Here is a 24,614-nt window from a genome sequence, read left to right on the forward strand (position 1 = left end):
CCTAAAAAGAAAGGACAATGGCTACAAACAAGTATTATTCCGAAAGTGAGTTGGTTCAGAAGAAGCAGAGCGGTGAATTTAACTGGCTCGACTATGTGAACCATCACTCCAAAGAATGGCAGAACGAATATGCTGACTTCTGTAGAGAACGCGGACTGTCTGTTAGCGATGAGTCTGCAGAAAAGTTCGTTGACTACAAAGGAGAAGAACTTGAAAAGGCACTGGCTGATGGCAATGCCTGATTGTTGAACCTAAACAACACTATTATGTCGATACGTTCCAATTCTCTACCACTGAGAGGCGATTTGTCGCCAGAGCTGCAAGACATCCTCAGACGTAATGGTATGCAAGCGCACATCATCCGTCAGGGCGATGGCTTCCAGTTGGCAGTTCAAGGGCATGACTCTCCGCTTCTCACCTATCCCATCTCTGCACAGCAAATGAAAGCCATGACAGACTGGGGTACGAATTATGCCAACAAGAATGCTTACAACACCTTTGCGGCGCTTGTCGGCAATGACTTTTATGTTCCAAGGAACTTCGTACACGCTCGTAATGCCAACGGACGTGTTGCCATGGGACTTCACGGCTATAGGATTGGTGTCGGTGAATATGGCCGTATGGCTTGGGACAGACGTGGGCTGCATCCCATGTGGGGACTGCATGACCATTTCTTCTTGGGCTGGACACCTCGACAGCAAGCAGGTTTTCACATGCGACGTGTCGGTGGTGCGCTCTTCATGCAGGGTGCTCCAATGGTTCCAGACCGTCCCGATGGTCGAATCAAACCAGGAGAGTTGCAGAATGGCGGTTACGGCTTCTACTACAAGGGACAGCAGACTGCCGTACAGCCTCCGAAGCAAGATGTGCTGGCTGAACTTCAGACAGTCATCACTCCTATGGAGGTGGCTCCACGTAAGTTGGAACCAGCAAAGCCTTATAATGAGCTTATCACCTCGAAGGTCTATTTCTCCAATGAGAAGTTCAAGGAGTGTCTGGACAGTCACGGCATCGTGATTGATCCTGAGAAGAAGACTCTCACCATCCAGTCCTCTGCCACTAAGCAGGATTTCGTCTATGACCTGACAGAGGATGAAGTCAAGAAGCTGACCAGCAATTCCATCAAGGAAGTGCCTGTACAGCAGCGTCTCGACATCCTCAACAATGTCATCAAAGGCGACTTCAGCGAGAAGATTACGATGGATATGCTTAATTCCAAGGAGCAGATTGGCATTAAGCTGAAGCCTGAAGTCGAAGCAGAACTGAATGACCGCCAAACACAGATTCTGGAACAGGCAAATATTCCCCTGACTATGGACGGCAGACAGGTTCAGTTAGAACCAGAAGACCGTTCCGTTGCTCATGTTGACGGCAATGCCCTCTATGAACTCAATGAGGGCAAGGCATGGTATCGTGAAGGAAAACATGGTCGTGAAGTCAATGTCGATGACATCAAGGTTGAGCCAGTCAGGAATGAAAAGGGCGAAATCGAGAAGGATGCCAAAGGCGAAGCCAAGTACCGCATGACAGCGGTCATCAATGGTGAGAGCATCAGCCATGAGATTACTCAGAAGCAGTATGATAAGTTCATGGCCATCGATGACTATCATCGCATGAAGCTCTTCTCCCACATCTTCAGTGAGGTGGATATGAAAAACATTCCTGGTATGCACACCAGCTTAGGGGCAAAGATTGGTGGAGCCTTGCTCGCCGGACTTGCCATCACACATGAGCTGACCCATGACTTCCACCATCACAGTGGGCCATCCATTTTCATGGAGCATCATGGGCCTGACAGACCCCATGTGTATTTCAAGCCTGGTGTTGACTCACCGCAGGAGTTGGCATCGAGGGCTTTTGACGCAGGACTGAATGCTGGAGAACACGGCGTAGGATTAGGACACACAAGGTAAAAGGATTTATTCAGGATAACAAAATGGCAGAACTCACCTACGACGATTTCAAAAACAAGCTCAGTATTCAGGATGTGCTGATAGACGCTGGCTACACGTTGAACAGACGTGACGGCTTGCGCTATCCGTCGTATGTAAGGCTGGACAGCGAGGGCAGACGTATTCGTGGTGACAAGTTCATCGTTACTGCCAATGGCCTTTGCTGTTTCCAGCCGCCTACGCGGAAGAACTACAACGTCATCAGCTTCATCAAGGAGCATCCAGAAATGTTCTCCGACTACACGGCAGGCATGGATAAGGACAGACTCGTCAACCTTGTCTGCAACAGGCTTTTGAATAATCCTATCGAGGAAAGGGAAAAGAAGATTATCAATCCACAGCGTGACCTTCCTCCTTTCAAGATAGACGATTACAAGCTGCATCGTTTTGATGGCAATGACAGGGAAACGCAAAAGCCGTTCTATCCTTATTTCCAGCCAAGGGGCATCAACCTCAGTACGCAGTATGCCTTCCATCATCATTTTGTCCTTGCAGAACGCACTGTAGGCGACCAAACTTACAAAAACCTCTCCTTCCCCATGACCATTCCTGGATCTACAGACGGAAAGATTGTTGGTTTGGAAGAAAGGGGAAGAAGAAAGCAGGATGGCACATCTTACAAAGGCATGGCCAGAGGCTCCAATGCCAGTGAAGGTCTTTGGATTGCCAGTCCGATGGGCACCAAGCTACAGGATGCCAAGCGAGTCTTCATCTTCGAGAGTGCCTATGATGCAATGGCTTTCTATCAAATGCTGGCAGGTAAAGACAGTAATCTTACCACACAGGAAAAGAAGGAGCTTGTTGGTGGTGTCTATGCTTCTACGGGCGGTAATCCATCCGCAAAACAGTTTGAAGGATTATTGAGAACTGCCAAGGATGCCACTTTTCACATGGGCTTTGACATGGATGATGCTGGAATGAAGTTCGCAGACATGTTCAGGGATTTGGCAGAGAAAGCCAACGTCCCAAGTAACCGTGTCGTCCGTGAGGAAACAAATGACGGCTATAAGGACTTCAATGAGGAGCTGCTTGCCATGATCGAGAGTAAGAACCATCCGCTGGCAAAGGGCAATGTCCCTGAAGAATACAAGGCTTACGTGGATTCCTTCAGAAAAGGCACAGATGACATACCATCTACGAAAGATGTGCTTCATCCGAATAGTGAGCAGATTGACCTTCTTCCGAAGTCTGTCCAGAAGCTCTACGCCAGATATGAAGCCCTGTATGAAGATGCCTACGAGATACGTTCTTCCAGACTTGTTGCACCATGCGACAAAGAAGAAGCCATCAACCAGGCATCAGAGGCATGGAAGACTTTCAAGGAGAGTCTTTGCAAGGCTCTTGATATCAAGGAAGACACAGCAGCACTTGACGTGGAATCCGAAGATGTTGGCAATGACAAGAAGATACAGCATGACGTGGACTATACCACCAGTGTTGACGAGCAAGGCAACGTTGCTATGGAAGTAGAGACATCAGACCAGGAAGAGCGAAGACATTATCATCGGTAACTATGGAACAGGTAATCAGACGCTTCAACATCATCACGCTTCGCCCACATTGGGCGCAGTATATCATCAGTCAGGGATTGATGTTCCTTGTCAGTATGGTACTGTTCCTTGTAGCCGGACATGAAGCCATCACCTTCAAGGCTCCATTCCTGATACTTGGTACCATCACAACACTTATGATGCTTTATGGCTGTCTGTATCTGTGCAAGCTCAGGTTCATTGTTTCCTCTGAGCAGCTTATCATCCAGCATGGTATCTTCCATAGGACAAGCGACTACATTGAGCTTTACCGCATCGTGGACTTCAGCGAGAGCAGGGATATACTGGAACAGTTGTTCGGATTAAAGACCGTCAGCATCTACAGTGGTGATAGAACCAATCCCAAGCTCGACATCTACGGAGTGAAAGAAAAGCTCGACGTGGTGGCTATCATCAGAGAAAGAGTTGAATACAATAAACGCAGAAAAGGCATTTATGAAATCACCAATCGGTAACATCTATCCTATGAACAAAGACCGATGGCATTTTGACCAACGGTGGTGGACAGTCGCATTCATGGCGTTTGTCCTCTTGTGGTTGAGTTTCGGGAAAGCCCATGCCCAGATAACCTCCAGTAATCCATTGGAATATGTGGCACTGGCAGAGGGCAACGAACTCATCAATGGTCAGATCAAGACCCAGATTGATGACCAGCAGAAGACCGCACTGCTTCAGAACGGCATTGCAGCCGAGTTTACGATGATCCACAAGTGGGAAAAAAAGTACAACTCCTATCTGAAGACGGTGGACGGCTATGCAAGTACATTGAAAGCCTGTACCACACTATATGATGACGGTGTACGCATCTTCATCAACCTCTGTAACCTGAGAAAAGCGATGGCCGACAATCCGCAAGGTATCGTTGCCACCATGTCGATGAACAACCTCTACATAGAGACGGCCACGGAACTTGTGACCATCTACACGACATTGAGGGATGCCATTGCCAAAGGAGGCACAGAGAATATGCTTACTGGAGCCGAGAGGAGTAAGACCCTTTGGGCACTCAATGACAGGCTCGATGCTTTCAATAAGAAACTCACCAAGCTCTATCTGTCCATCCGCTACTACACGATGACCGATGTCTGGAACAGTGTGACAGCCGGAATGCTTGACCGTACCAATGGGGAAATAGCACTCCAGGCCCACAGACGATGGATAAGATGTGCCAGAGCTGCATACTAAAACGGAATGAATCATGTTGAATAAATCTTTCTTTGTCATAATCATGCTGACTCTCGCCCTCCCCTTCGGGGGAGTTGGTGGGAGTATGCTCCATGCTCAGGGCAATGACCCTGTGCTGGCAGGAATGATTGCGCTCTATACGGACAAAGCCAAGAAAGAGCTGAAGCAACAGGAAAAGATGATGCTGCTGGAGGCAACAGGCCATATCTGGATTACCGAGGAGGTAAATGCTACCACAGACCTTCAGAAGGAGTTCAACAAATACCTTGATGACTTTCACAGCATCATAGCCTATGCAGCACAGATATACGGCTTCTACCATGAGATTGACAGGATGGTTGACAACCTTGGAAGTTTCAGCCATCAGTTAAGTGCTCATCCCACAAATGCCCTTGCAGTGGCACTTTCCGCTAATCGTAACAAAATCTATCGGGAGATTATCATGGGAAGCGTGGATATTGTCAATGACATCCGTCAGGTCTGTCTCGCCAATACCAAGATGACGGAGAAGGAACGTCTGGAGATTATCTTTGGCATCCGTCCCAAACTCAAACTCATGAACAAGAAACTCCAGCGTCTCATCAAGGCGGTGAAATACACGTCACTTGCTGACGTGTGGGCTGAGATAGACTATAGTGCCAGAAGCGAAGCGGACAAAGCCAGTATCACAAGGCAATGTATGGAACGCTGGAGGCGAAATGGCAGAAGATAATCGATTGTTGAACTTAAAGAGCATAGAATATGAGTTGGAGTTCATTACTCAAAGCAACATTTAAGTACGGTGGCCGTGCAGCCAAGGCAACGGCTTCATCCGTTGGCAGTGCTGTCATCCATCCTCAGAGAACCATCAAGGGACTCGGCACAGCCACCAAGACCGCTGCTGTCGGCGGTGCTGCCGCATACGTCGGCTGGGAAAAGCTGACAACAGACAAGAGTGTCGCCCGTATTGTTGGCGATGCTGTCGTTGGCTCAGATACCATTGATACGGTCAGCGACAAGGTTGATGGCGTGGCCAATACCGTAACTGAACTGAAGGATTCCGTAGGCGGTGCTGTCGATACCATGAACAATGCCATGACCAGTGTGGATAGCAAGTGGAGCGGCATGTCAAACTTCCTTCGTGGTGTGTTCTCTGGCAACGGAGGCGATATGTTCAGTAACTTCTTCAGTAACCTCGGCAAAGGCAACGTGTCAGGTCTCAGCCTTGCAGGACTGGTACTTTCAGCCCTGCTTGTCTTCGGACGTTTCGGGTGGCTCGGAAAGATAGCCGGAGCAGTCCTTGGCATGATGATGATTGGCAACAATGCCAATATGAGTCAGGTGCTGGGAGGTGGACAGCAGAAGCCTTTAGCACAAGACACGCCACAGAGGGAGCTGCCGAAGCCACAGGCACAGGTCGTTCAGGTGGAAGAAACGCCAAGGGAACAGATTCACAGAGGCAGATAATCAAAGAATAACTTTCAAGGATAATAATATGCAGTTTACACATGAAATGATACTCCAGTCAGACAGCGGCTACTGTATGCCGTTTGAGGAGAAGAACAAAGATGTAGAGATGTCGCTCGGTTACGGCAAGCAGAAGCATCCTAAGACAGGAGAAAAATTCTTCCATCACGGGATTGACTTCGATGTCAAGCACTACCTCCTTTCAGCCGTTGCAACAGGTAAGGTATCAGGTTTGGGGAATGATGCCATTCATGGTATCTATCAGGTTATCCGCTACGGCAACTATGAAGTGACCTATTCCCATCTGAGCAATGTCTTTGCCAACTACGGACAGGTGGTAAAGGCAGGTCAGGTTGTTGCTGTAAGTGCCGACATGCTCCACATGGAAGTCAAGTACAATGGCGAGGAAATGAACCCTTTGGAATTTCTCACCATGATTTACGGCAACCTCAAAACGATGGAGCAGCAAGGTCAGGTAGGTGCCGTGCCTCAGTTCGTCACCATCGACATGGACGTGCATACCATGTACGACAAAGACCAGAAGGAGATTGAAGAGCTGATGATGCGCTTCTTCCCGGACTACATGAGTGACATGAGCAATGGCCTGTACTCCATTCCTGAGCATACGGAACTTGCGCTTCGCAACATCTTTACGATGTCAGCGATGAAGAACTACTTCTATGAGACTGTGCCCAGCATGGCTAATCCTTTGGGTATGGGTGCCAGAAGCATACCATTGGCTGAGAAGGTGCAGAACCTGCTGATTGCCGATTTCCTCAACTATCTGGCACTGAGGCATCATGTCTTCCTCAGTACGATGTCCGCACTCGAAAAAAAAAAGCTGAAGACAGAGCCGTAGCCAGTAGCGGACTCATCGATCCGCTGGCAGAGCTGGAGATTGACGTGCAGAGCTTCGATATACCAAGACTTGTGAGTGTCTATCCAGACAAAAGCGGAATCCGATGGTGGACAAAGGCATGGTTCAACAACAGCGAGGCAGGTGAAGCTGCCATAGAGATTGACCGTATGCTGGCAATCAAGTTCATCAATGACAATGTAGATAAGGACGAATGGTTAGAGGAATACTTTCCAAAACAGATGGAAGTCTATCATCACGCCATCGAACAGACAAAAGAACAGATATTAAACCAATTGAACTTATGATAACAAAAAGATTGTTTTCCATAATTTTCGCTATGCCAATGGCAGTGTCCTCATTCGCAGACAGTGGCTTGTCTGGTTTGAGCGATGCTGCTGACGGCGTAGGTTCTTACCTTCCTTATGTTCAGGGAGTGTGTTATGTGATAGCTGCCGTGATAGCCGTTGCAGGTGCCATGAGCATCTATCTGAGTATGCAGACCAATCCTAACCAAATCAGAAAGAGGATGATGATGACTGTAGGCAGCTGTATGTGCTTCGTATTGATGGCTACCGCCTTACCTCAGTTCTTCGGAGTTGATGGCAGTGGTTCTTCCACAGGAGGAAGCAGCAGCTCTTCTACAACCAATAGCGGAACTTCTGACGGATTCCTTGCCTCTGACCAAGGAGGAATCTCCCGTAGTGGCATTATCACAGAAATACCGTCTTTTGCCGATGAACGTTGGGTTCACTTTCCAAGCGGAACCAAGATGGAAACCGCCAACTATCTTCTTGATATATATGACAAGAATGGTGCTGGAGCTGCTGGTTCCTATGGAAAAACGCTTAACTACATCAATAGTCTTTACCGAAATGGAGAAATCAACTATGGCACATACAATTCCTTGATGAGTCTAAGCGGGAATCTACCTCATAACTAACCTGTAACATCACTTCAAGTAATGGCAGAAACGAGCAACGATAAGTTATTCAAAACGGAAGTCTTGCCAATAATGGACAAAGTAATGCGAGACCTTCGGCTAAAGCAGTCTGAAGAGATGGCCATCCATACCAGCAGCTTACCATATATCATGGCTGGAGCAGCTGGACCTGATGGTGGAATGTCGGCACAAGCAGCCAGTCTTTCCTCTCTCAGATACACGGGGAAATGGAACTCCAAGCATACTGAAGACTACATTCAGATGGTGAAGGATGAGCTGAAAAAGCAGCACATTACCGTCACTCCAGAGATAGAGAAGATGATGATTGAAAAGATGATCAAGGATGAGATTCCGAAGTCATCCATTGACTATATCATGCGCAAGGCAGCAACCAACACCATCTTCTATCTTCCCCAGGCACTTAACAAATCGCCACTGGAGAACCATATCACGGCACAGGCTGAGAAGAGGTATAATCCATCCACTTTGGAAAAAGGAACAGGTTATGTCTTGGGAGCAGCCGCAGACTATATGACGATGGGCGGTATCGGTGGCAGTTGGTCTGGAGCAGCCAAGTTCGTTGGTGTTGACCTTGCCTTGAATGCCGCCATCGACAAGGTGGGAGCAAAAGAAACCGATGATGTTCCCTTGATTATTGCGCCCGAACATAGAGCCGAATACAAGGCTACTCAGGCAAAAAGGAATCAGGAACAACCCAAGCCTAAACCAAAAGAAAATACCCCAACAGTGGAACGGATAACGGAAACACAGGTGCAGCAGCCTGTAAAAGAGCAAAAAGAAGTCGCCCAGACTCAACCAGAAACTCAGCAGGAGCAACCACAACAGACCAATCAGAATGGCTGGAGCGGATTGCTCAGTTCTGTTGGTCTGAATGGCATTTCCGACATAGGTCACAATCTCGGCTATGTACTGGCCATGCTTCCAGACATGCTTGTTGGCATCTTCACAGGTAAGACCAAATCCCTTGGTCTGAAAGATAACATGTTGCCTTTAGCCAGTATAGTAGCAGGTATGTTCGTCAGAAATCCCATTCTGAAGATGGTTCTTATCGGTATGGGAGGACTCAACCTTTTGAACAAGGCAGGTCACGAAGCCTTGGACAACCACAATGGAGTCAGCTACGGACAAGGTGGAAACACCAATGTCCGTGGCAACTACAAGGTCTATGAGGATGAAGCCCTCAATGCCCGAATCTCCCAACCGCAGATTAAGGGTAACTGTCTGATTGCAACCATCGACAAGGTTCCATGTACCATCGCATTGCCGGACAGAGTGGTGGACGCATACAATCAGGGCGCACTGCCTCTTAACACCCTTGCCAATGCCGTACTTGCCAAGAACGACCAGATGCGACAGATAGCAGCTGAGAACTATGCAGCCAGTGAACAACAGGCTCAGACCAGGACACTTGCACAACGATAATAAACCCATTAAAACAATAGAGATATGCAGGAAAAGAACCCACAGGAGAAAGCAGCAGCCGAAAAACAGGCTGAACTTCTCATCAATGCAATGGAAAGAGCCAAGGAGAATGGCGGTGTATGGTTGAACCCATCAGAGAAGACGGCACCACGTTTCTATCCACGAGGTGTCAATGTCTCAGCCTTCAATGCCATGACAATGGCACTTCACAGTGACCAGAACAACTACAAGACCAACGAGTACACACTCTTCAGCGAAGCCAAGAAACGAGGTGAGTCTGTACAGTCCAAGGAAAAGGGTGTTCCCTTCAACTGGTACAACTGGAAGGAATATGTCAACAGGCATAATCCTGAAGATGTCATCAGCCGTGAAGACTACAAGGCTTTGGACGAAAAGCAACAGGCAGAATACAAGGGAGTCAGAACCCGTGAAGTCCGTGCTCTGTTCAATATCGACCAGACAACACTTCCTTTCGTTGACAAGGAACGCTATGAGCAGGAAGTCAAGGCACATGGAACCTCTGAGGATCGTGAGCACTCCAAATCTGAGAGTGACCACCTCCGTCTTTCAGTCAATGACTTCATCCTGAAGACACGCGACAACCTTGTGCCCATCCGTCTCGATGGCAGCGGTGTTGCCCACTACGATGCCAAGAAAGACACGGTGTATATGCCAAGTGAGAAGGATTTCGAGTCTTACAAGGACTTTACCAACGAACTCATGCGTCAGGTGGTTTGTGCCACAGGCAATGCACAGCGTCTTGGACGCAACGGCATGAACAACGGAAACACCTCTCCTGAAGATGCAGCAAAGCAGGAACGCCTTATTGTCGAGTTGGCCGCTGGCAGTAAGATGCTTGAATTGGGACTTCCTGCCAAGCTCTCTGCCGAAAGCATGAAGATGGTCGATTACTGGCAGCGTGAACTCAAAGAGAATCCCTGTCTCATTGATGTCGTGGAGATGGATGTCAACAATGCTTTGGATATGCTTCACAAGGCAGAGCGTGGTGAGAAGGTTGAACTGTCATCCCCACAGCAGAATGAGGAAACACAGGCAGAACAGCCCAAGCACTACTATGTAGCTGATGAGCTGAAGAACCTGCCCAACAAGGACACCAAGGAATTTGTCGTAGTCCGTGACTCTGAGGCAAAGAAAGCAGATGTTGTACTCCCTGCAGGTGCATCCTTGGAAGTGGATAACGAGATACCAGGCATGAACAAAGGACGTATCGAGAAAGCCTTGCGTAAAGAAGGCTTTGAGACCATTTCCTTCTTTAACATGGATGGCTCATTGGGCTATCGTCCTGATGACAGTTTCTTCGCTGGCAAGGAAGTTTCCGCTTCCAAGCTCAACAACTGGGAACTGAGATACCTTGCCAAGCTCGATGTTGCAGAGGCAGTTAGCCGTTCCAACTCTGTTGCTTTCGACAAAGTGCTTATGTTGAGGGATGACGCTGGCAAGTGGGCAATGTTCCTGAAGCCAGAGAATGAGCCATCCTTTGCCGTTTATGCTGACAAGGCAGATGTCAACCGCTTTTTCGTGACCATGAAGCAAGGCAATGAAGAAGCCAGTGACCACATGCGTCTGGAGATGGCTTCCAGATACTATGCTATGGCTATGGAGAAGCCAGAACTGAAGACAGACCTTTTCAAGAGTCAGGCTACTGCCGAGGAGTTGGCACGTATCGAGCGTGTGAACATCTTCAAGACCAAAGCCACAGACAACAAGCCGAGTGTCATTCTGTGCGTACCTACCATCGACGGCAACAGGCTTCAAGCCCGTGAGGTCAATCAACAGCAGTGGCAACGAATGTGGCTGGCAGATGACAAACAGGACTATAAGACCCACCTTGCAGCATCTCTTTTTGCCGATGTGCTCCGTAAGGATCGTACCGATGCCATAGCTGTCGGTACAGACAAGACTGAGCAGGAAGCACAGGCTGAGACCAAGGAGCAGACCAAGAATGTCGAAGTCCATGAAGAGGAAGACAAGAAGGAGGAGCAGAAGGAAGAGCAGACGCAATCTGAGAAAAAGCAAGAGGAAGAGAAGCGTCGTAACTCTCCTGAACAAAAGGAGAAAGAGCGTAAGGAGGAAAAAGCCAAGGAAGAAGCCACCAAAGCAGAGACCAAGGCTGTAGCTGCCGTCGTTCTCTCTCCGATTATGAAGCAGTTCCTGGACTTGAAAAGCAAGCATCCAGACGCACTTCTTCTGTTCCGCACAGGCGATTTCTATGAGACTTATCAGCAGGACGCTGAGAAAGCCTCTAAGATACTCGGCATCACTCTCACTAAGAGCACCAAGCAGAAAGGGCCTGATGGCAATGCTGTAAAAATGGCAGGTTTCCCTTACCATGCCCTTGACACTTATCTGCCAAAGCTTATCCGTGCCGGAGAGCGTGTAGCCATCTGTGACCAGTTGGAAGCTCCAAAGCAGACGGCAAAGCGCGGTATCTCAGAATTGGTGTCACCTGGTGTTGCCTCAGAAAAGGAAGCTAAGGCTGAACCAGAGAAGCATCAAGCCTTTCATCGATAACCTAAAAGAGTAAAAACGTGACAGCATCAAGACAAAAATATATTGAGGAACATGCAGCGGAAGCTATGGAGCAGATGCGCAGATATGGCATCCCTGCATCCATCACTCTTGCCCAAGGCATCATTGAGTCAGCAGAAGGAAAGAGTATGCTTTCCAGAACTGCCAATAACCATTTCGGTGTAAAGGGTGAGTTCAACGGCCAGTTTGTCCGTGCCGACGATGACAAGCCTAATGAGCAGTTCAAGAAGTATGATAACGTTGGGCAGAGCTATGAAGACCACAGTAAAGTCCTCATGGCAGACCGCTATCAGAAATACACCAGGAACCTCTCTGCCGATGACTACAAAGGATGGGCTGCTGGCATCAAGGCTGGTGGTTATGCTACCGCCAAGAACTATGTCAGCACCATCGTTGGAGTCATTGAAGGGGCAAACCTGCAGAAATATGACCAGATGGTGATTGAACAGGCTAAGAGAGAGGGCAAGAAGATTGGCACCACAGACTACCGCAAGGGGGATGTGTCTGCCACTCCTGCCAACAGCGTTACTGCAAAGCCCACTCTCAATGGTCTTTATTCCCTTCCTTTGAAACGAGAGGAGTTCATGCTTGTGACTTCACCTTTCGGCAATCGTCGTGACCCAATGGATCACAGCAAGACGCAGTTCCATAAAGGAATTGACGTAAGCTGCAAAAACGAAGCACTACTTGCCACAGAGAACAACGGCAAGGTGGTTGGTGTGAACCACAATGCCAACACTGGCGGCGGCAAGTCGGTTACGATTGAGTATAACCGTGAGGATGGCAGCAAGTATCAGACGACCTACATGCACATGTCGAGCATCGACGTGAAGGTTGGTGATAATGTCAATGCCGGTCAGAAGATTGGCGTATCAGGAAATACAGGAACCAGGACAACAGGGCCACATTTGCATTTTGAGGTCAAGACCATTGCCAGTGACGGCACGAAACGCAATATTGACCCAGCTGCATATATCGCAGAGATAAGCCAGAAAGGTGGACTGTCTCAACAGTTGCTTCATAACGGAAAGGACTTATTGGCCAGCTATAAAGCTGCAAATCCTGTAGCTCAGGAAACTGTCACAGCACAGCAGCAGATTGACACGAATATGTCACCTGACGAATGGATGAAGAAAATCTTGTCTTCAGAGGACAGCGGTATGAGCATGAACCCGAATGGTGACCCAGTGATAGAGATGGCCATGACTCTTTTCACCTCACTGATGGCATTGGCAATCCAGATTGACAACAAGAGCGAGGAGGAAAAGATGCAAGCTGTCACTGATGCAGCAGCCAACAGACAGATAGACCTGACTTCTCTCCTCCCCCACATGAAAGTGTGCAATCTTATCATTTCTGATAACAGGCCACTTCTTCAGGTGGATAACGGCACGGTGAACTTCACCCATGAAATCACCAATGCTGAAATGATAAGACTCCAGCAAGCCTTGGGAAACAGCAGCCTCTCAGAGGATGACAAACGTCGTGCGGTAGCCAGTGTGGTGAACGGCATTGTTGTTTCACAGCAGATGTCCCAAAACTATCAGCAAGGCGTGGATGCACAACAGAACCAGGAACAATCCATTCAAAGGAAGTAACATGAATGAAAGAATCTTCAATAAGGTATTGACCTTGCTGATAGCCGGAGCTATCATCATCAGCATCATCTATGGACTTTATTGCCTGTTAGGTCTGATCGGATGCATTATCTATTGTTCTGTCATGGTTGCCTTACTGTGCTGGATAGCGGAAGACATCAGACATGCAGCAACAGAAGATCAGCAACTATAACTTTTCTCTTAATATTAACTTCTAATTTTCAGCTTTTATGATTAAATGTAATGTAACAGTTTGTGGTACCATCTCACGCACAGCGCAGATGCGTACAGGTAAGGAGGGTAAGCCCTTCATGTCATTAGGTATTAACGTGGTCATCCCTGCCAAGTCTGGCATCAACAAGACCGTAGAAATCAGCGTGGCCAAGGATGGTGGCTCTCAGGAGGAGCTTGCGAACTATCCTGTAGGCAATCGTGTCGAGGTGGTTGGCACTCTCACTTTCCACAAGAAAGGAGAAGCTTTCTATCTGAATCTCTCTGCCACAGGCATCAACACCTTCAGCGCAGGTTCTGAAGACAGCATCAAGGGTGATATCGAGTTTCGCGGCACGCTCGGCAATAAGATTGAGGAGAAGAAGGACAAGAAGGGCAATCCCTTCTGTGTATTCTCAGCCTTCAGCAGCGAGACGAACGGCGAGAACTACGATTACACCTGGATCCGTTTCCTCCAGTTTGGCGAGAGCCGTAAGGACTGGATGCAGCCCAAGGCTGGCATCAATGCCAAGGGTGAACTCCAGATGTCTGCCTATAACGACCGTCTTGACATTGCTTGCCGTGTCAGTGAGGTGTCTAAGTGGGACAAGACAGCTAACAATCCTAACACCTAAAGCCTATGCGTAAGGATAATAAATATAACCATGCAGGGCCATCAGCCGAAGACAGAGCTTTGGAAAAGTTCGCCGAAATGATGATTGAGAAAATCTCAACTCTTCAGAGCGACTGGAAGAAGCCTTGGTTTACGGAGGGTGCTCTCACATGGCCAAAGAACCTCTCAGGCAGGGAGTACAATGGCATGAATGCCATGATGCTCATGATGCACTGCGAGAAAGAAGGCTTCAAGTTGCCCGTCTTCTGTACCTTCGACCGTGTGGTTGGTCTCAACTACGGCAAGGACAAGGAAGGTGGTAAGGTGCAGCTTACCGATGCAGAGGGCAATGAACTACCCAAGGTGTCAATCAACAAAGGAAGCAAGTCCATCCCTGTATTCATCACTACCTTCACCTGTGTTGACAAGGAAACGAAGGAGAAGATTAAGTATGATGACTACAAGCGACTTTCAGAAGAGGAAAAGGCAAAATTCAATGTCTATCCGAAACTGTCTGTCTATAACGTCTTCAATGTTGACCAGACGAACCTGAAGGAAGCTCGCCCGGAACTGTATCACAAGCTGGAAGAACAGAATCAGCAGGTGCGTCCACAAGTGGCAGAGGGCGAAGAGTTCTCTTTCAAGCCAGTTGACCACATGATTGAGCATAACGAGTGGATTTGTCCCATCAAGCCTATTCTTGGTGACAATGCTTACTACAGCATTTCAAAGAAGGAAATCGTCATACCAGAGAAATCACAGTTCAAGGATGGTGAGTCCTTCTATAGTAACCTTTTCCACGAGATGGCTCATTCAACAGGTGCTGAAGACCAGTTGGACAGGCTCAAACCAACCTCTTTCGGCAGTAAGGAATACAGTACCGAGGAGCTGAAGGCAGAAATGACGGCTGCGCTTGTATCTCAGCGTTATGGCATGACCAAGCATCTGAAGGAAGATTCAGCTGCCTACCTCAAAGGCTGGCTGGAGAGTCTGAAGGAGGAACCTACCTTCATCAAGACCATTCTGACAGATGTGAAGAAAGCATCACAGATGATTACTCAAAAGGTCGATGCCATTCAGCTTCAGCTGGACAAAGGTGTTCAGGAAACAAAAGATGAAAGCAACGGTGTGAAGACTCCTGAGAAGACTGAACAGGAGGAAGACAAGACTGAGGCAAAGCAGTCTGAGTCTTTGGCAGCAAAAGCACTTCCAAAACAGGAAGAGAACACCGGCTATCGGTTTCATCGCTGAACATCCTCTATAACAAAGTTGAAGGGCACTACTCATCACGAGCGGTGCCCTTCTTCGTTCAACATAACTTCATTCAAAATGGAAATGTAGTACTAAACATCAATAACGCCTAAATTCTGGTTACAAGCACATAGCAGTCAAAGCCAGGCATGATTTCCTTCTTACGGTCGAAGATGCGTGAGAAATCACGTTTCTTCTCTCTGAGGCACTGACGGCAAAGGAGTTCAAGCACCATGCGGAGCTTGGTAATGTTTATATCGAAAGTCTCAATATACTGTTCGATGGTCTTGTCGTTCATGTTCAGTCTTAGCTCATTTCTCTCCAGAGCCTCACAGATAAAGTGAAGGCTGTCCTGTCCAATCCTCGCTTTGTAGAGGTATGGATGTGGAACACGAATGAGGTCACCGACACAAAGAGGTTCTCCGTCTTTTGACAGTGGACGGCCACCAATAAGATTCTTACGCAGACGGTCTGCATTTTTGAGTAACTTGGTACACAGGATGGCAAGAGCGCGTTTAGACGCTTTCTTGTTGCCAAAGGTACGAAGATACTCATCGACGGGCATCAGCAACAGTTGCTGGGGGGTAATAGTTTCTATATCAATCATAATTGTTTGTAAATTGGTTGTTATAAAGATTCTTTAGAAAGACAGCACTACACAGGTGTTTCTGTTCGCTTCAGCAGGAGAATACTTGTCTATGCCACCTGCATAGATGGTATATACCCGACTGTCATCAACGCCTCGGTCAAGCAGCAAGCGACGTATATATTCCGCTCGCTGACGGCTCAGATTATCGTTGATGGACTCCGTACCTGTAGCACTGTCAGCAGCTCCAATGACCTTTACCTGAAGACCATGTTTGTTGGCTACTCTGGCTATCTCGTCGAGGTTCATCACCTGGTTCTTTTCGGTTAGGACATCCGTACCCAAGTGGAAAAAGAAGTAGATGGGAGCACCAATGTATTCCTGCCCGTTGAGCATAGCACTCAGATAAGCATTGTCAGTAACGCCTGAGTTGTTGAAAAGGCTATCGAGTGAATAGATATCCTCAGTATCTTCCACGCCATTACGTTTCTGCATAGCTCTTGGCATCGTATTAGGATTACCGTCCCATCCTCGGTTAGCCAGACGTGCGCGAAGACTGTTCAAGCCAGAATAATCATTCTTAGGATATAGTGACTTGATTTTCGTATGTCCCTTGTCTGTCAGCCTGTCCTTGTAGAGGTCAAGCAGACCTTCTATCTCCAGAATCTTACGATACTCTGCCATACACTGCTCATCCTCATGGACACGTTTCGTCAAGTATCTGTTTCGGGATGACAGGCCATTTGCATAGTCCAGCAGCCATTCGTTCTGGCTCATGTAGGGCTTTGCATCGATGATTCTTTTATGGCCAACCTTACCTATGGTCACAGACAATCCTGCTGACAGTGTAAACATATTGTCACCGAACCGACTGGAAGAACCTATGGCATCAAAGTTCTTCATGGTAGTCATACCACTCAGCTCTGCAAGCAGATGCAGACGGTTAGTGATTCGGTATCTTGCTTCAAGACCGTAGGCAAAGGCAAAGGGATGGTTAGTGCCACTTCCGTTTCCACTTGACCAATCTGAGTTATGAACCATGCCTACGCCCAGAAATGGAATAACATCCCATCGAGATAGTCCAAGTTCATTCTGGCTAATGAAAGCGGTCAGGTTATACATGAAGTCAGCATGTATAAACTGGTACTTCATAGTGGCAAACTCTGCGTTCTTGAACTGGCAACCCTGAAACTCAATTCGACCACCGACGGCTGGAGTGAACCATTTTCCGATACCAACCTGCACAGCTGGAGTGAGACGATCGAACAAGTCACCACAACCCACTGGCGAACCAAGGAAAGCAGATGTTCCACCCTTGACCTCCAGGAACCAGTTTCTGTCCCATCCTGAGCCTTCGCTGACGTTTCTGAGATAGGTGGGCTGCAGGGATTGCAGCATGACATCCGACGTGATGACTGGCTCCATGTAGGAAGAGTCAACTTCATTTGATTGTCCAGATGCCGAAGCAGTTAGTGCCAGGCATAACATGGACATGATTACAATCTTTTTTTTCATTCTTGTTTTACTTTTTAAGATTACTTACTTTGAGCAATGTATTGACTATAATCGAATTTTCAAGTGGCAACTTCAGCAAAGGATTATCGCTTCAGTTTACGCCCAGAACCAGAGCGCATCATCTTGGTAGCCATCATCGCACATCGACGCGCCCACTCACGATCATCATCCTTAGGGTCTCGTCCCCATCCTGAAGATGGGCCACCTCCTCCTCCACCGTGACCCTTGGCAAACTCTGTCGCCTGTTCGACATATCCGGCAAATAGAAGCATGGCGCAAGCTACAATCTGGTTCCCGTGTTCAGCAACGTCCATCAGTACTGACTCGTCCAGATGAAGCTGAACGTCATCAGGCATCTGTGGGAGTCTCAATCTGAAATCACTGACCACATTCTCATAGAGTGCCTTGGTCACTTCATCACGTACCTTTTGCTGCACCGAAGTAGCCACTTGTGTAGCTTCACCTCGTAGTTCTTCTGTGCGTTCCTTGATGCTCTCAGCCTCTTTCTTCAGCTTGTCAAGTTTATCCTCTGCATCGGACAGCTTCTGTTTCTTATCTGCCAGTTTTGCATTGATGTCTGCGAGTTGTCTGTGAAGAGCTGCTATCTTGTCTTCATTGGAAAGCTTGCCATCAGCATTATCCAAAACAGCAGATGCCAGACTATCCAGTTCTCTCTCAACTGATTCCTTGTCCTTTTCAAGATTGAGCACCATAGATGTTAGCCCCTTCACACGACGTTCTGCCAGTGAAATGTCCTGCTGAAGACCTGACAGCACCTTACGATGGTTCTCTATCTTATCTTCCAGTGTGACACACTCCTCATCGAGCAAACGGCGGTACTCTTCCGTTGAGCGGTGTCTGGCTCCAGTTTCGGTGATACTTGTGCCACGATAGAGACCCCATTTCTCGTTCACCTTGGCAAAAGCATCATGCATGGCCAGTGTTCTTGCCTTGAACTCAAACTTGTCTTTTCCTGCAAAAATCTTCTTGTAGGCAAAGCGACCATTCTCATCAATAGGCAGAAGAGTAAGATGCACATGAGGATTCATTTCGTCCAAGTGAACGACGAAAGCTGCAATGTTTTCTTCACCCCATCTGTCACTGACAAAGTAGTACATATCCTTCGCCCATTGTTCTATATCCTTGCTACGTTTCAGGTGTGAATTATCAGCACCTTTTGCCAGGTTCACTTTCTGGTCACCGAAAGCTATTTCAAGCATTCGCTCACGGCTTCCTCCAAGGATGAAATTCAACACTGTTCGGAACCGAGGTTCTTCAAGCCCTTCATTCGGATCCTTGATACCACGAGCTGCAAGATTTGCTGCGATTCGCTCTGGGATGCTCCTGGTCTTATCGACTGGCTGTATTTTGCCTCCTTTGGTTATCTCGAAATTCAGATGCTCACGAGTCAAATCATAGTTGCCTATGGAAAGAGCATGTTTCAATGTCTTGTCAGAATAGACACGTAGATGCTCGTTGCTCTGCGATACCGTAAAGCCTTTAGAGGCACGGAAATCAATTACCTGTTTAGCTCCATTCATACGCTTCGTATGGTTATCTTTATTATTATCTGTGTCCTTAGCTTGCTAATTCATCTGGACACTTCTCCCTCGTCCTTTTAGGTCGAGGGGTATTAGGCTACCCCTCCCTTTCGTTGAGTGGACAGCAGGCAAGCCTGATGCCCCGATAAGGGCAAGCCCTTCGCGCTAACGTTTCGGTCAGCCTCCGGGCTTGCTCCCGGACTACATGAAAAAAGCAAAAGACTGTTTACAGATTAAAAGCATCATTCGTTATCCTGAGAAGTAAGGGAAGAAGAAGTGTGGTTTGAGTCCGTTTGTTCGGAATCATCTTTCTCCATCTTCTTCAACTTGTAGAACAGCTCACGTAGCAGACGCATATCCTGCTTTGAGAAGTCACAGACAAAAGCATTGTGCTTGTAAGAGTCTTCATCAGACTTATCAATATCTGGGAAATCATCTCCCATCAGCACAAAGTCCATATACATCAAGGCTTGCATCCATTTTGTCCATGACCATTGACCTGCACCTTTGAAAGTGGATGCAACAATCTGGACAAGAGAATCACTATCTTGACAGTTATAGACGGTCGAAAATTCCAGATGAGAGAAAGCCTCCAAGACGGTTTCTGCATTATCCTGTGCTTTGTCCCAATCGGGGTCATCGCACATACATTTTTCCGTGATTGTTCCGTCGTATGCTTCAAAGTAAGCGGCCAGGAACTCTGGAGATAAATTGTACTCATCCCAGTGCTGAAGAAGAAGGTATGCGACTTCAAGCACTGTATCGTAATTGATGATTGGAACAGAAAGACTGGCGTGTGTTCGCAATGTGAAATGATAGTCGCGCCCTTGAAGTTCTCGTTTGATGACACCAAGGTTTTCCAGTCCATCAAGGAATGAGCGAACTGTGGCGCGGTGCCAATGCCAGTCGTTTGCCAGTTCTGAGATTGAACCTGTGAAACCGCCATGACAAAGTGGTGAAATGTCTGTTGAAGAATCACCTTTTTTCGACTTGGCTTGTTCAGACATTTTGCCAATCAGATAGCAGAAGGCATCGAGCTTGGTGAATCGTTCTGTATTCTTCGAGCGAAGGAATTGGAGAAGAGCCATGTCATTCTCCATTCCATACAAAGTTACATTCTTGTTATCCATTTACAATCCTTTTGTTGTGAATACTTGTCTGACTGTAGCAGACGTTGATTAAATCACCGAGTGTCCACTTAGAGTGGTGCTATAAGTAGTAGTTCCGAATAATGTCATCCTGAAATTCCTGATAGGTGGCAAACTCCTTATGGGATGGCTTCTCACCCTCCAGCAGACTTGAAGGATAGAAGCCTACTGCCAGAAGAATGTAGCCCAAAGTCACACCGAGACTGTACATGTGAGGTGTGAACAATAGTGCCAGTGCTATTGTGAAGACAAACACCATGACCCCACGGCTGTTTCGTATGCCATTGATCAGTGAGAGAGTACGTTTTGCCGAGAAAAGATAAAACACCATAACAGTGGACAGCATCACTCCATATTCTCCTGGCTTCATCCAGTAACAGACGAAGTGGAAAAGGATGAGTGTCAGCAGCAGAATCTTGCCATAGAACAGTCGGCAATGGGTACTGTAGGACATCCGCTGATAGAACTGTATCATCCGACGCGACGGGTTCTTGTAAAGGAACCAAGGTGCAAGGATTATCACGGAGATAAGCACCAGATGGATCATTGAGAATATCATACTTACACGTTTTTAGAGTTAAACATTAAATTCCGTATTCATCGAGTGTGAGTTTTACTTTGCCGTAAGTGGCATCGAGAATGAGACGTTCCACATCCTGATAGTTCATTTGCCCAGTGGTTAGCCGTTCCCAAAAGGCTGCATCTTGGGCCTTTATCTTTCTGGCAGATTTCTCCAGCACGACTTCTGGTATTATCCATTTCTGATTTTTTTTGTAGCCATTTCGTGCTTCTATGACCTGAAGGTTCATGGAGCAACTGTAGCATACAGAAATAGTGCCGTCGTGCGGTATGAGATATGGAGTCTGTTTCGGACTGAGTTCTGCGTTTATCCATGTCCTTCGTTCATTGATGATGTCTGCTATTCGTTTGATTAAAGCAAGCTCCATACATTAGCAGAACTCTACCAACAGGTCTTCTTTCGGAACCTTGTGAACGAACTTTCCTCGATTCTCATGGCGGTCAAGGTCTTCCATGAGGTCTGTACACATGGCATCCAAGGAATCGTACACTGTGACTGTCAGAGTCTCGACCTTACCAGAAGCATTCGTACTGGCATGTATCTTGAACATGTGGCCGAACTGTGTATCTGAGTAAGCACAGCACTGGTGTCCGAAATCAGTATGAGCAGACGGGATGAAATGATAGAGGATGGTAAGTTCCATCTGATCCTCGAATTTGTCCATTACATCTTCTAGGTCGTACTGGTGAGACAAAGCGTAGGAAATTGTGGCACTCTCTTCGTCGATGTCTGTTTCTGCGATGCTTACGCTATCGAAGAGTTCTGGCAAAATGGCTGGCGCAAGCATCTTGAATTGTTCGATTTCTTCTTGTATCATAGTGATGTCTTGATTAGAGTCCTGAAATGTAAAGTTTGAGAATGAGGTTGCTCATTTCTGAAAGTTTCCTGTGATTCTTGCCGAGCTTGTGAGTCTGTTCCATACGTTGAATCTCGTCAGCGTATGAGAGCAGCGTCCTCTCCTGTTCCAGGGTGAGCATAGCCATTCCAAAGGAATCTATGGCTATGTAAGGCTGAATGAGCATCCAGTAATAAGCTTCCTGCTGCTTGTCGGTAAGCTTGTCTCTGCGCTTGATGCTTTCAATACAAGATTGGGTGTTCTGCACCAAACGTCGGTTCGTGCGCATAGACATATATACCATAACATCCTTGGCATCAAGTTCTCCATCAGTCGCATATCCATAGACAGACTTACATAATTGTTCTGTACCTTTGGTAATATCAGCAAGAGATATATCACTATATTCATTGATATGGGTAAGGAAGGTACGGAATAATCTGTCTTCAGTACGGATGACTGATTTCAGATCGTTGAGCATCTTAAACTCGATATCGTTTATGCCGGAAAAGAATTTTCTGTATAAGACAAGCGTCTGTCCTTTGTCTGCTTTGAAAACTTCAAGGCTGTCAAGAGAGGCATAAAACGCTTTGGCTGAGTTAAAAGTGGTTTTGATGTCCTCCTCATTATTATATTGTGAGGTGGACTTCTTGACTCTGAGAACGTCTTTGAGTGTTCTGTCTTGTCCAACGGCAAGTCTGAACATCTCAGTTCTGATAGAGTCATGTAAACTATAGAACTCTGAAGACAGATAAGTGTGTGCATAGAATGCTGAATCCTTACTGATGTAAGTATAAACACTATCGCGCAACTCACACCAGTTGCTGATAGTGGCAACAAAATCATCTGAAGACAGAGATTCCTTTTTCTGTAGTTCAGACAAGTAAACATGATAACTGGTAAGAGCATCTTTACTTGAATCGAAATGATACTTCGACTTGTCAGTGGCACATGATGCCATACAAAGGATGGCAATTATAGTGGCAGAAATAGCCAATATAATGCGAGTATGATTACACTTTGTTTCCTTTGCTTTCTTTTGGTTGACTTTCAACATTGAGTAAAGCTTTAAAGTATTCATGTAACAATTTGGTTTAGTGCTATACATATACTGATAATTGTTTGAAATCCGCTGCAAAGGTAAGTATAATAATCGAAATAGCGAGCAGTATGATTGTAACTTTAAGTATTGTTATAAATGATACTTGAAGTTTGAAATAATCATACTCGAAAGCAAATAGACAGTCGAGTATCAAGTATTAAAAATGCACAAATATCATTTGAGTATGATTATTATTGGAAATAAAAGTGTATCTTTGCATCATAAAACAGGTAAAAACGCAAGTTTCACCCACTAACAAACTGAAAACAAATATGGCAAAGGTAGGTTATATCTTTCTGGCAGAGGCATACGAATCCGTCGAGTCTGATAAGGCTTGGATGGAGAAATTCGGTTGCGTGAAAATTGTCGAAGAGAATGCCGAGGATGAGAAGTTGCGTCCAGAGTGGAAAGCCCTTCTTATGAGTCTTGAACGAGGTGATGAACTGGTATTGAGCAAATTCAGCAATGCGTTGCGTGGTACCAGAGAACTTTCTTACTTCCTCGAACTATGCCGTATCAAGGTGATACGCATTATCTCCATTCACGATAAGGTTGACTCAAAGGATGAAGTATTCCCTGCATTGAAGACATCAGACTTCCTCGACATGATTGGTTCCCTCCCTGCAGAAGTTGCCACACTTCGTAAGGCATCTACCCATATCATGCGTTTGCGTACTGCCAAAACCAAGACAAAATCAACTAAATCCCGTCAGGAACGAGAGGCTACGATTGTAAACATGTACAATGGAGGCCATGCTATTGACGATATTTGGGCTGTCAGCGGTTTCAAGAGCAGAAGTTCCATATTCAGGATTCTGCGCAAATATGGCATAACACTAAATCGAGGCCCTCATTCTGGCCCAATCAAGAAATGGAACGAAAGGAAGAACCCGATTATCAAAGAAGATAAACAATGACACTACAAGAAGCTATTGAAGCCCGGCATAGTGTAAGGGCATACAAAAACGAGCCTTTGGCAGATGATGTAGTAAAGGCATTGGAAGAGCAGATTGCCGTTCTGAATCGTGAAGGCAAGCTGCATATGCAGTTGATCCTTAACGAGCCAAAGGCATTCCAAGGAACTATGGCCAAATATGGGAAGTTCCGTAATGCCAACAACTATATTGTCATGGCAGGAAAGAAAGCCGAAGATCTTGATGAACGCATAGGCTACTATGGCGAGCATCTGGTGTTGTTGGCTCAAACACTTGGATTGAACACTTGTTGGGTAGGTCTCTCCTACTCGAAGGTGCCAGGAACGTATGTTCTTGCCGACGGTGAGAAGATTGCCTGTTACATCGCCATCGGTTACGGCGAGACACAGGGTGTCGGTCATAAGATCAAGACAGTCGAGCAAGTGAGCAATGCCAGTGACATCACTCCGTCATGGTTCAAGAAGGGAGTTGAAGCCGCTTTGCTTGCCCCAACTGCCGTGAACCAGCAAAAGTATTCGTTTGAATATGCTGGCATGAGCAACAATCGCCATAAGGTACATGCCAAGAAAGGATTCTCCATAATTGGTTATACCCAGATGGATTTAGGCATTGCCAAATATCATTTCGAGCTTGGTGCTGGCATAGAAAACGTCGTATGGGTATGAAGAATATTTTATATCTTCATCTCGTACCCATTTAACACAAACCTTAGTGTAGCACGAATTTTCTTGTGGCTATCTGTATATGGTTATGTTCGATTTAACAGTGCATTTAC

Annotated in this window: 25 protein-coding genes and 1 pseudogene; 18 read left to right on the top strand and 8 right to left on the bottom strand. The window is 46.7% G+C overall.

Annotation, left to right across the window (positions count from 1 at the left end; genetic code table 11):
- Window positions 1-17: 17 nt before the first annotated feature.
- The 16 genes and pseudogenes from M1D30_RS10020 to M1D30_RS10095 form a co-directional block, all read left to right on the top strand.
- On the top strand, window positions 18-242 hold the full coding sequence (locus M1D30_RS10020; protein WP_248503602.1) for a hypothetical protein: 225 nt from the start codon (window positions 18-20) through the stop codon (window positions 240-242).
- Between the two features lie 24 nt (window positions 243-266).
- Window positions 267-1,913, top strand: coding sequence for a hypothetical protein (locus M1D30_RS10025; RefSeq protein ID WP_248503604.1), 1,647 nt, complete (start codon window positions 267-269; stop codon window positions 1,911-1,913).
- 23 nt (window positions 1,914-1,936) lie between these two features.
- Window positions 1,937-3,463, top strand: coding sequence for a toprim domain-containing protein (locus M1D30_RS10030; RefSeq protein WP_248503605.1), 1,527 nt, complete (start codon window positions 1,937-1,939; stop codon window positions 3,461-3,463).
- 2 nt (window positions 3,464-3,465) lie between these two features.
- Window positions 3,466-3,957, top strand: coding sequence for a PH domain-containing protein (locus M1D30_RS10035; RefSeq protein ID WP_027455122.1), 492 nt, complete (start codon window positions 3,466-3,468; stop codon window positions 3,955-3,957).
- Between the two features lie 61 nt (window positions 3,958-4,018).
- A complete protein-coding gene (locus M1D30_RS10040) occupies window positions 4,019-4,687 on the top strand; it encodes a hypothetical protein (protein WP_155808396.1) in 669 nt (222 codons plus the stop codon).
- A gap of 43 nt (window positions 4,688-4,730) precedes the next feature.
- Window positions 4,731-5,399, top strand: coding sequence for a hypothetical protein (locus M1D30_RS10045; protein ID WP_081778380.1), 669 nt, complete (start codon window positions 4,731-4,733; stop codon window positions 5,397-5,399).
- 29 nt (window positions 5,400-5,428) lie between these two features.
- Window positions 5,429-6,133 (top strand): hypothetical protein, encoded by a 705-nt coding sequence (locus M1D30_RS10050; RefSeq protein WP_248503607.1) that lies wholly within the window; start codon window positions 5,429-5,431, stop codon window positions 6,131-6,133.
- A 28-nt stretch (window positions 6,134-6,161) separates the two neighbouring features.
- Window positions 6,162-6,992 (top strand): M23 family metallopeptidase, encoded by an 831-nt coding sequence (locus M1D30_RS10055; protein ID WP_248503609.1) that lies wholly within the window; start codon window positions 6,162-6,164, stop codon window positions 6,990-6,992.
- Between the two features lie 23 nt (window positions 6,993-7,015).
- Window positions 7,016-7,297, top strand: coding sequence for a hypothetical protein (locus M1D30_RS10060; protein ID WP_027455118.1), 282 nt, complete (start codon window positions 7,016-7,018; stop codon window positions 7,295-7,297).
- A 32-nt stretch (window positions 7,298-7,329) separates the two neighbouring features.
- Entirely contained in the window at window positions 7,330-7,932 is a 603-nt protein-coding gene (locus tag M1D30_RS10065; RefSeq protein WP_248503612.1) for a DUF4134 family protein, read from the top strand.
- A gap of 72 nt (window positions 7,933-8,004) precedes the next feature.
- On the top strand, window positions 8,005-9,375 hold the full coding sequence (locus M1D30_RS10070; RefSeq protein ID WP_248503614.1) for a hypothetical protein: 1,371 nt from the start codon (window positions 8,005-8,007) through the stop codon (window positions 9,373-9,375).
- A 24-nt stretch (window positions 9,376-9,399) separates the two neighbouring features.
- Window positions 9,400-11,907: a zincin-like metallopeptidase domain-containing protein gene (locus tag M1D30_RS10075; protein ID WP_248503623.1), complete on the top strand. Its 2,508-nt coding sequence runs from the start codon at window positions 9,400-9,402 to the stop codon at window positions 11,905-11,907.
- A 65-nt stretch (window positions 11,908-11,972) separates the two neighbouring features.
- Window positions 11,973-13,523, top strand: coding sequence for a glucosaminidase domain-containing protein (locus M1D30_RS10080; protein WP_248507823.1), 1,551 nt, complete (start codon window positions 11,973-11,975; stop codon window positions 13,521-13,523).
- A 1-nt stretch (window position 13,524) separates the two neighbouring features.
- Window positions 13,525-13,716, top strand: a complete 192-nt coding sequence (locus M1D30_RS10085) for a hypothetical protein (protein WP_248503625.1) — start codon at window positions 13,525-13,527, stop codon at window positions 13,714-13,716.
- A 37-nt stretch (window positions 13,717-13,753) separates the two neighbouring features.
- A complete protein-coding gene (locus M1D30_RS10090) occupies window positions 13,754-14,368 on the top strand; it encodes a hypothetical protein (protein WP_248503627.1) in 615 nt (204 codons plus the stop codon).
- 5 nt (window positions 14,369-14,373) lie between these two features.
- A pseudogene (locus tag M1D30_RS10095) lies at window positions 14,374-15,441 on the top strand (zincin-like metallopeptidase domain-containing protein); the annotation flags it as partial.
- A gap of 265 nt (window positions 15,442-15,706) precedes the next feature.
- Here M1D30_RS10095 and M1D30_RS10100 read toward each other — a convergent pair.
- From M1D30_RS10100 to M1D30_RS10135, 8 genes are all read right to left on the bottom strand, one after another.
- Window positions 15,707-16,204: a hypothetical protein gene (locus tag M1D30_RS10100; protein ID WP_248503628.1), complete on the bottom strand. Its 498-nt coding sequence runs from the start codon at window positions 16,202-16,204 to the stop codon at window positions 15,707-15,709.
- A gap of 33 nt (window positions 16,205-16,237) precedes the next feature.
- Complete coding sequence (locus M1D30_RS10105) at window positions 16,238-17,698, bottom strand: OmpA family protein (protein ID WP_248503630.1); 1,461 nt, start codon at window positions 17,696-17,698, stop codon at window positions 16,238-16,240.
- A gap of 83 nt (window positions 17,699-17,781) precedes the next feature.
- Complete coding sequence (gene mobV / locus M1D30_RS10110; protein ID WP_248503640.1) at window positions 17,782-19,239, bottom strand: MobV family relaxase; 1,458 nt, start codon at window positions 19,237-19,239, stop codon at window positions 17,782-17,784.
- Between the two features lie 242 nt (window positions 19,240-19,481).
- Window positions 19,482-20,369, bottom strand: coding sequence for a hypothetical protein (locus tag M1D30_RS10115; RefSeq protein WP_248503642.1), 888 nt, complete (start codon window positions 20,367-20,369; stop codon window positions 19,482-19,484).
- Between the two features lie 79 nt (window positions 20,370-20,448).
- The gene (locus tag M1D30_RS10120; RefSeq protein ID WP_248503644.1) at window positions 20,449-20,946 is read right to left on the bottom strand and encodes a hypothetical protein; all 498 of its coding nucleotides are present in this window, start codon (window positions 20,944-20,946) and stop codon (window positions 20,449-20,451) included.
- A gap of 25 nt (window positions 20,947-20,971) precedes the next feature.
- Complete coding sequence (locus tag M1D30_RS10125; RefSeq protein ID WP_248503645.1) at window positions 20,972-21,334, bottom strand: hypothetical protein; 363 nt, start codon at window positions 21,332-21,334, stop codon at window positions 20,972-20,974.
- Window positions 21,335-21,337: 3 nt separating this feature from the next.
- Window positions 21,338-21,784, bottom strand: a complete 447-nt coding sequence (locus tag M1D30_RS10130; protein WP_027455107.1) for a hypothetical protein — start codon at window positions 21,782-21,784, stop codon at window positions 21,338-21,340.
- Between the two features lie 13 nt (window positions 21,785-21,797).
- Window positions 21,798-22,859: a hypothetical protein gene (locus M1D30_RS10135; protein ID WP_248503646.1), complete on the bottom strand. Its 1,062-nt coding sequence runs from the start codon at window positions 22,857-22,859 to the stop codon at window positions 21,798-21,800.
- A gap of 317 nt (window positions 22,860-23,176) precedes the next feature.
- Here M1D30_RS10135 and M1D30_RS10140 point away from each other — a divergent pair, with 317 nt between their 5' ends.
- Together M1D30_RS10140 and M1D30_RS10145 are read left to right on the top strand one after the other, a co-directional pair.
- Window positions 23,177-23,821 carry a recombinase family protein gene (locus M1D30_RS10140; RefSeq protein WP_248503648.1) on the top strand — a complete coding sequence of 215 codons (645 nt, stop codon included), beginning with the start codon at window positions 23,177-23,179 and terminating at the stop codon, window positions 23,819-23,821.
- The gene (locus M1D30_RS10145) at window positions 23,818-24,504 is read left to right on the top strand and encodes a nitroreductase family protein (RefSeq protein ID WP_248503650.1); all 687 of its coding nucleotides are present in this window, start codon (window positions 23,818-23,820) and stop codon (window positions 24,502-24,504) included. Before M1D30_RS10140 ends, M1D30_RS10145 begins: the two co-directional genes overlap by 4 nt.
- Window positions 24,505-24,614 lie beyond the last annotated feature (110 nt).

The sequence above is a fragment of the Prevotella sp. E15-22 genome, assembly GCF_023204875.1.
Classification (GTDB): Bacteria; Bacteroidota; Bacteroidia; order Bacteroidales; family Bacteroidaceae; genus Prevotella.

Excerpts from the sequence above, each read along its gene's own strand:
- mobV (WP_248503640.1), bottom strand. The coding sequence starts at position 19,239 with ATGAATGGAGCTAAACAGGTAATTGATTTCCGTGCCTCTAAAGGCTTT.
- M1D30_RS10070 (WP_248503614.1), top strand. The coding sequence starts at position 8,005 with ATGGACAAAGTAATGCGAGACCTTCGGCTAAAGCAGTCTGAAGAGATG.
- M1D30_RS10080 (WP_248507823.1), top strand. The coding sequence starts at position 11,973 with ATGGAGCAGATGCGCAGATATGGCATCCCTGCATCCATCACTCTTGCC.
- M1D30_RS10075 (WP_248503623.1), top strand. The coding sequence starts at position 9,400 with ATGCAGGAAAAGAACCCACAGGAGAAAGCAGCAGCCGAAAAACAGGCT.
- M1D30_RS10065 (WP_248503612.1), top strand. The coding sequence starts at position 7,330 with ATGCCAATGGCAGTGTCCTCATTCGCAGACAGTGGCTTGTCTGGTTTG.
- M1D30_RS10105 (WP_248503630.1), bottom strand. The coding sequence starts at position 17,698 with ATGAAAAAAAAGATTGTAATCATGTCCATGTTATGCCTGGCACTAACT.
- M1D30_RS10035 (WP_027455122.1), top strand. The coding sequence starts at position 3,466 with ATGGAACAGGTAATCAGACGCTTCAACATCATCACGCTTCGCCCACAT.
- M1D30_RS10040 (WP_155808396.1), top strand. The coding sequence starts at position 4,019 with ATGGCGTTTGTCCTCTTGTGGTTGAGTTTCGGGAAAGCCCATGCCCAG.
- M1D30_RS10135 (WP_248503646.1), bottom strand. The coding sequence starts at position 22,859 with ATGTTGAAAGTCAACCAAAAGAAAGCAAAGGAAACAAAGTGTAATCAT.
- M1D30_RS10140 (WP_248503648.1), top strand. The coding sequence starts at position 23,177 with ATGGCAAAGGTAGGTTATATCTTTCTGGCAGAGGCATACGAATCCGTC.
- M1D30_RS10145 (WP_248503650.1), top strand. The coding sequence starts at position 23,818 with ATGACACTACAAGAAGCTATTGAAGCCCGGCATAGTGTAAGGGCATAC.
- M1D30_RS10020 (WP_248503602.1), top strand. The coding sequence starts at position 18 with ATGGCTACAAACAAGTATTATTCCGAAAGTGAGTTGGTTCAGAAGAAG.
- M1D30_RS10130 (WP_027455107.1), bottom strand. The coding sequence starts at position 21,784 with ATGATACAAGAAGAAATCGAACAATTCAAGATGCTTGCGCCAGCCATT.
- M1D30_RS10085 (WP_248503625.1), top strand. The coding sequence starts at position 13,525 with ATGAATGAAAGAATCTTCAATAAGGTATTGACCTTGCTGATAGCCGGA.
- M1D30_RS10125 (WP_248503645.1), bottom strand. The coding sequence starts at position 21,334 with ATGGAGCTTGCTTTAATCAAACGAATAGCAGACATCATCAATGAACGA.
- M1D30_RS10045 (WP_081778380.1), top strand. The coding sequence starts at position 4,731 with ATGCTGACTCTCGCCCTCCCCTTCGGGGGAGTTGGTGGGAGTATGCTC.
- M1D30_RS10050 (WP_248503607.1), top strand. The coding sequence starts at position 5,429 with ATGAGTTGGAGTTCATTACTCAAAGCAACATTTAAGTACGGTGGCCGT.
- M1D30_RS10030 (WP_248503605.1), top strand. The coding sequence starts at position 1,937 with ATGGCAGAACTCACCTACGACGATTTCAAAAACAAGCTCAGTATTCAG.
- M1D30_RS10115 (WP_248503642.1), bottom strand. The coding sequence starts at position 20,369 with ATGGATAACAAGAATGTAACTTTGTATGGAATGGAGAATGACATGGCT.
- M1D30_RS10120 (WP_248503644.1), bottom strand. The coding sequence starts at position 20,946 with ATGATATTCTCAATGATCCATCTGGTGCTTATCTCCGTGATAATCCTT.
- M1D30_RS10025 (WP_248503604.1), top strand. The coding sequence starts at position 267 with ATGTCGATACGTTCCAATTCTCTACCACTGAGAGGCGATTTGTCGCCA.
- M1D30_RS10090 (WP_248503627.1), top strand. The coding sequence starts at position 13,754 with ATGATTAAATGTAATGTAACAGTTTGTGGTACCATCTCACGCACAGCG.
- M1D30_RS10100 (WP_248503628.1), bottom strand. The coding sequence starts at position 16,204 with ATGATTGATATAGAAACTATTACCCCCCAGCAACTGTTGCTGATGCCC.
- M1D30_RS10055 (WP_248503609.1), top strand. The coding sequence starts at position 6,162 with ATGCAGTTTACACATGAAATGATACTCCAGTCAGACAGCGGCTACTGT.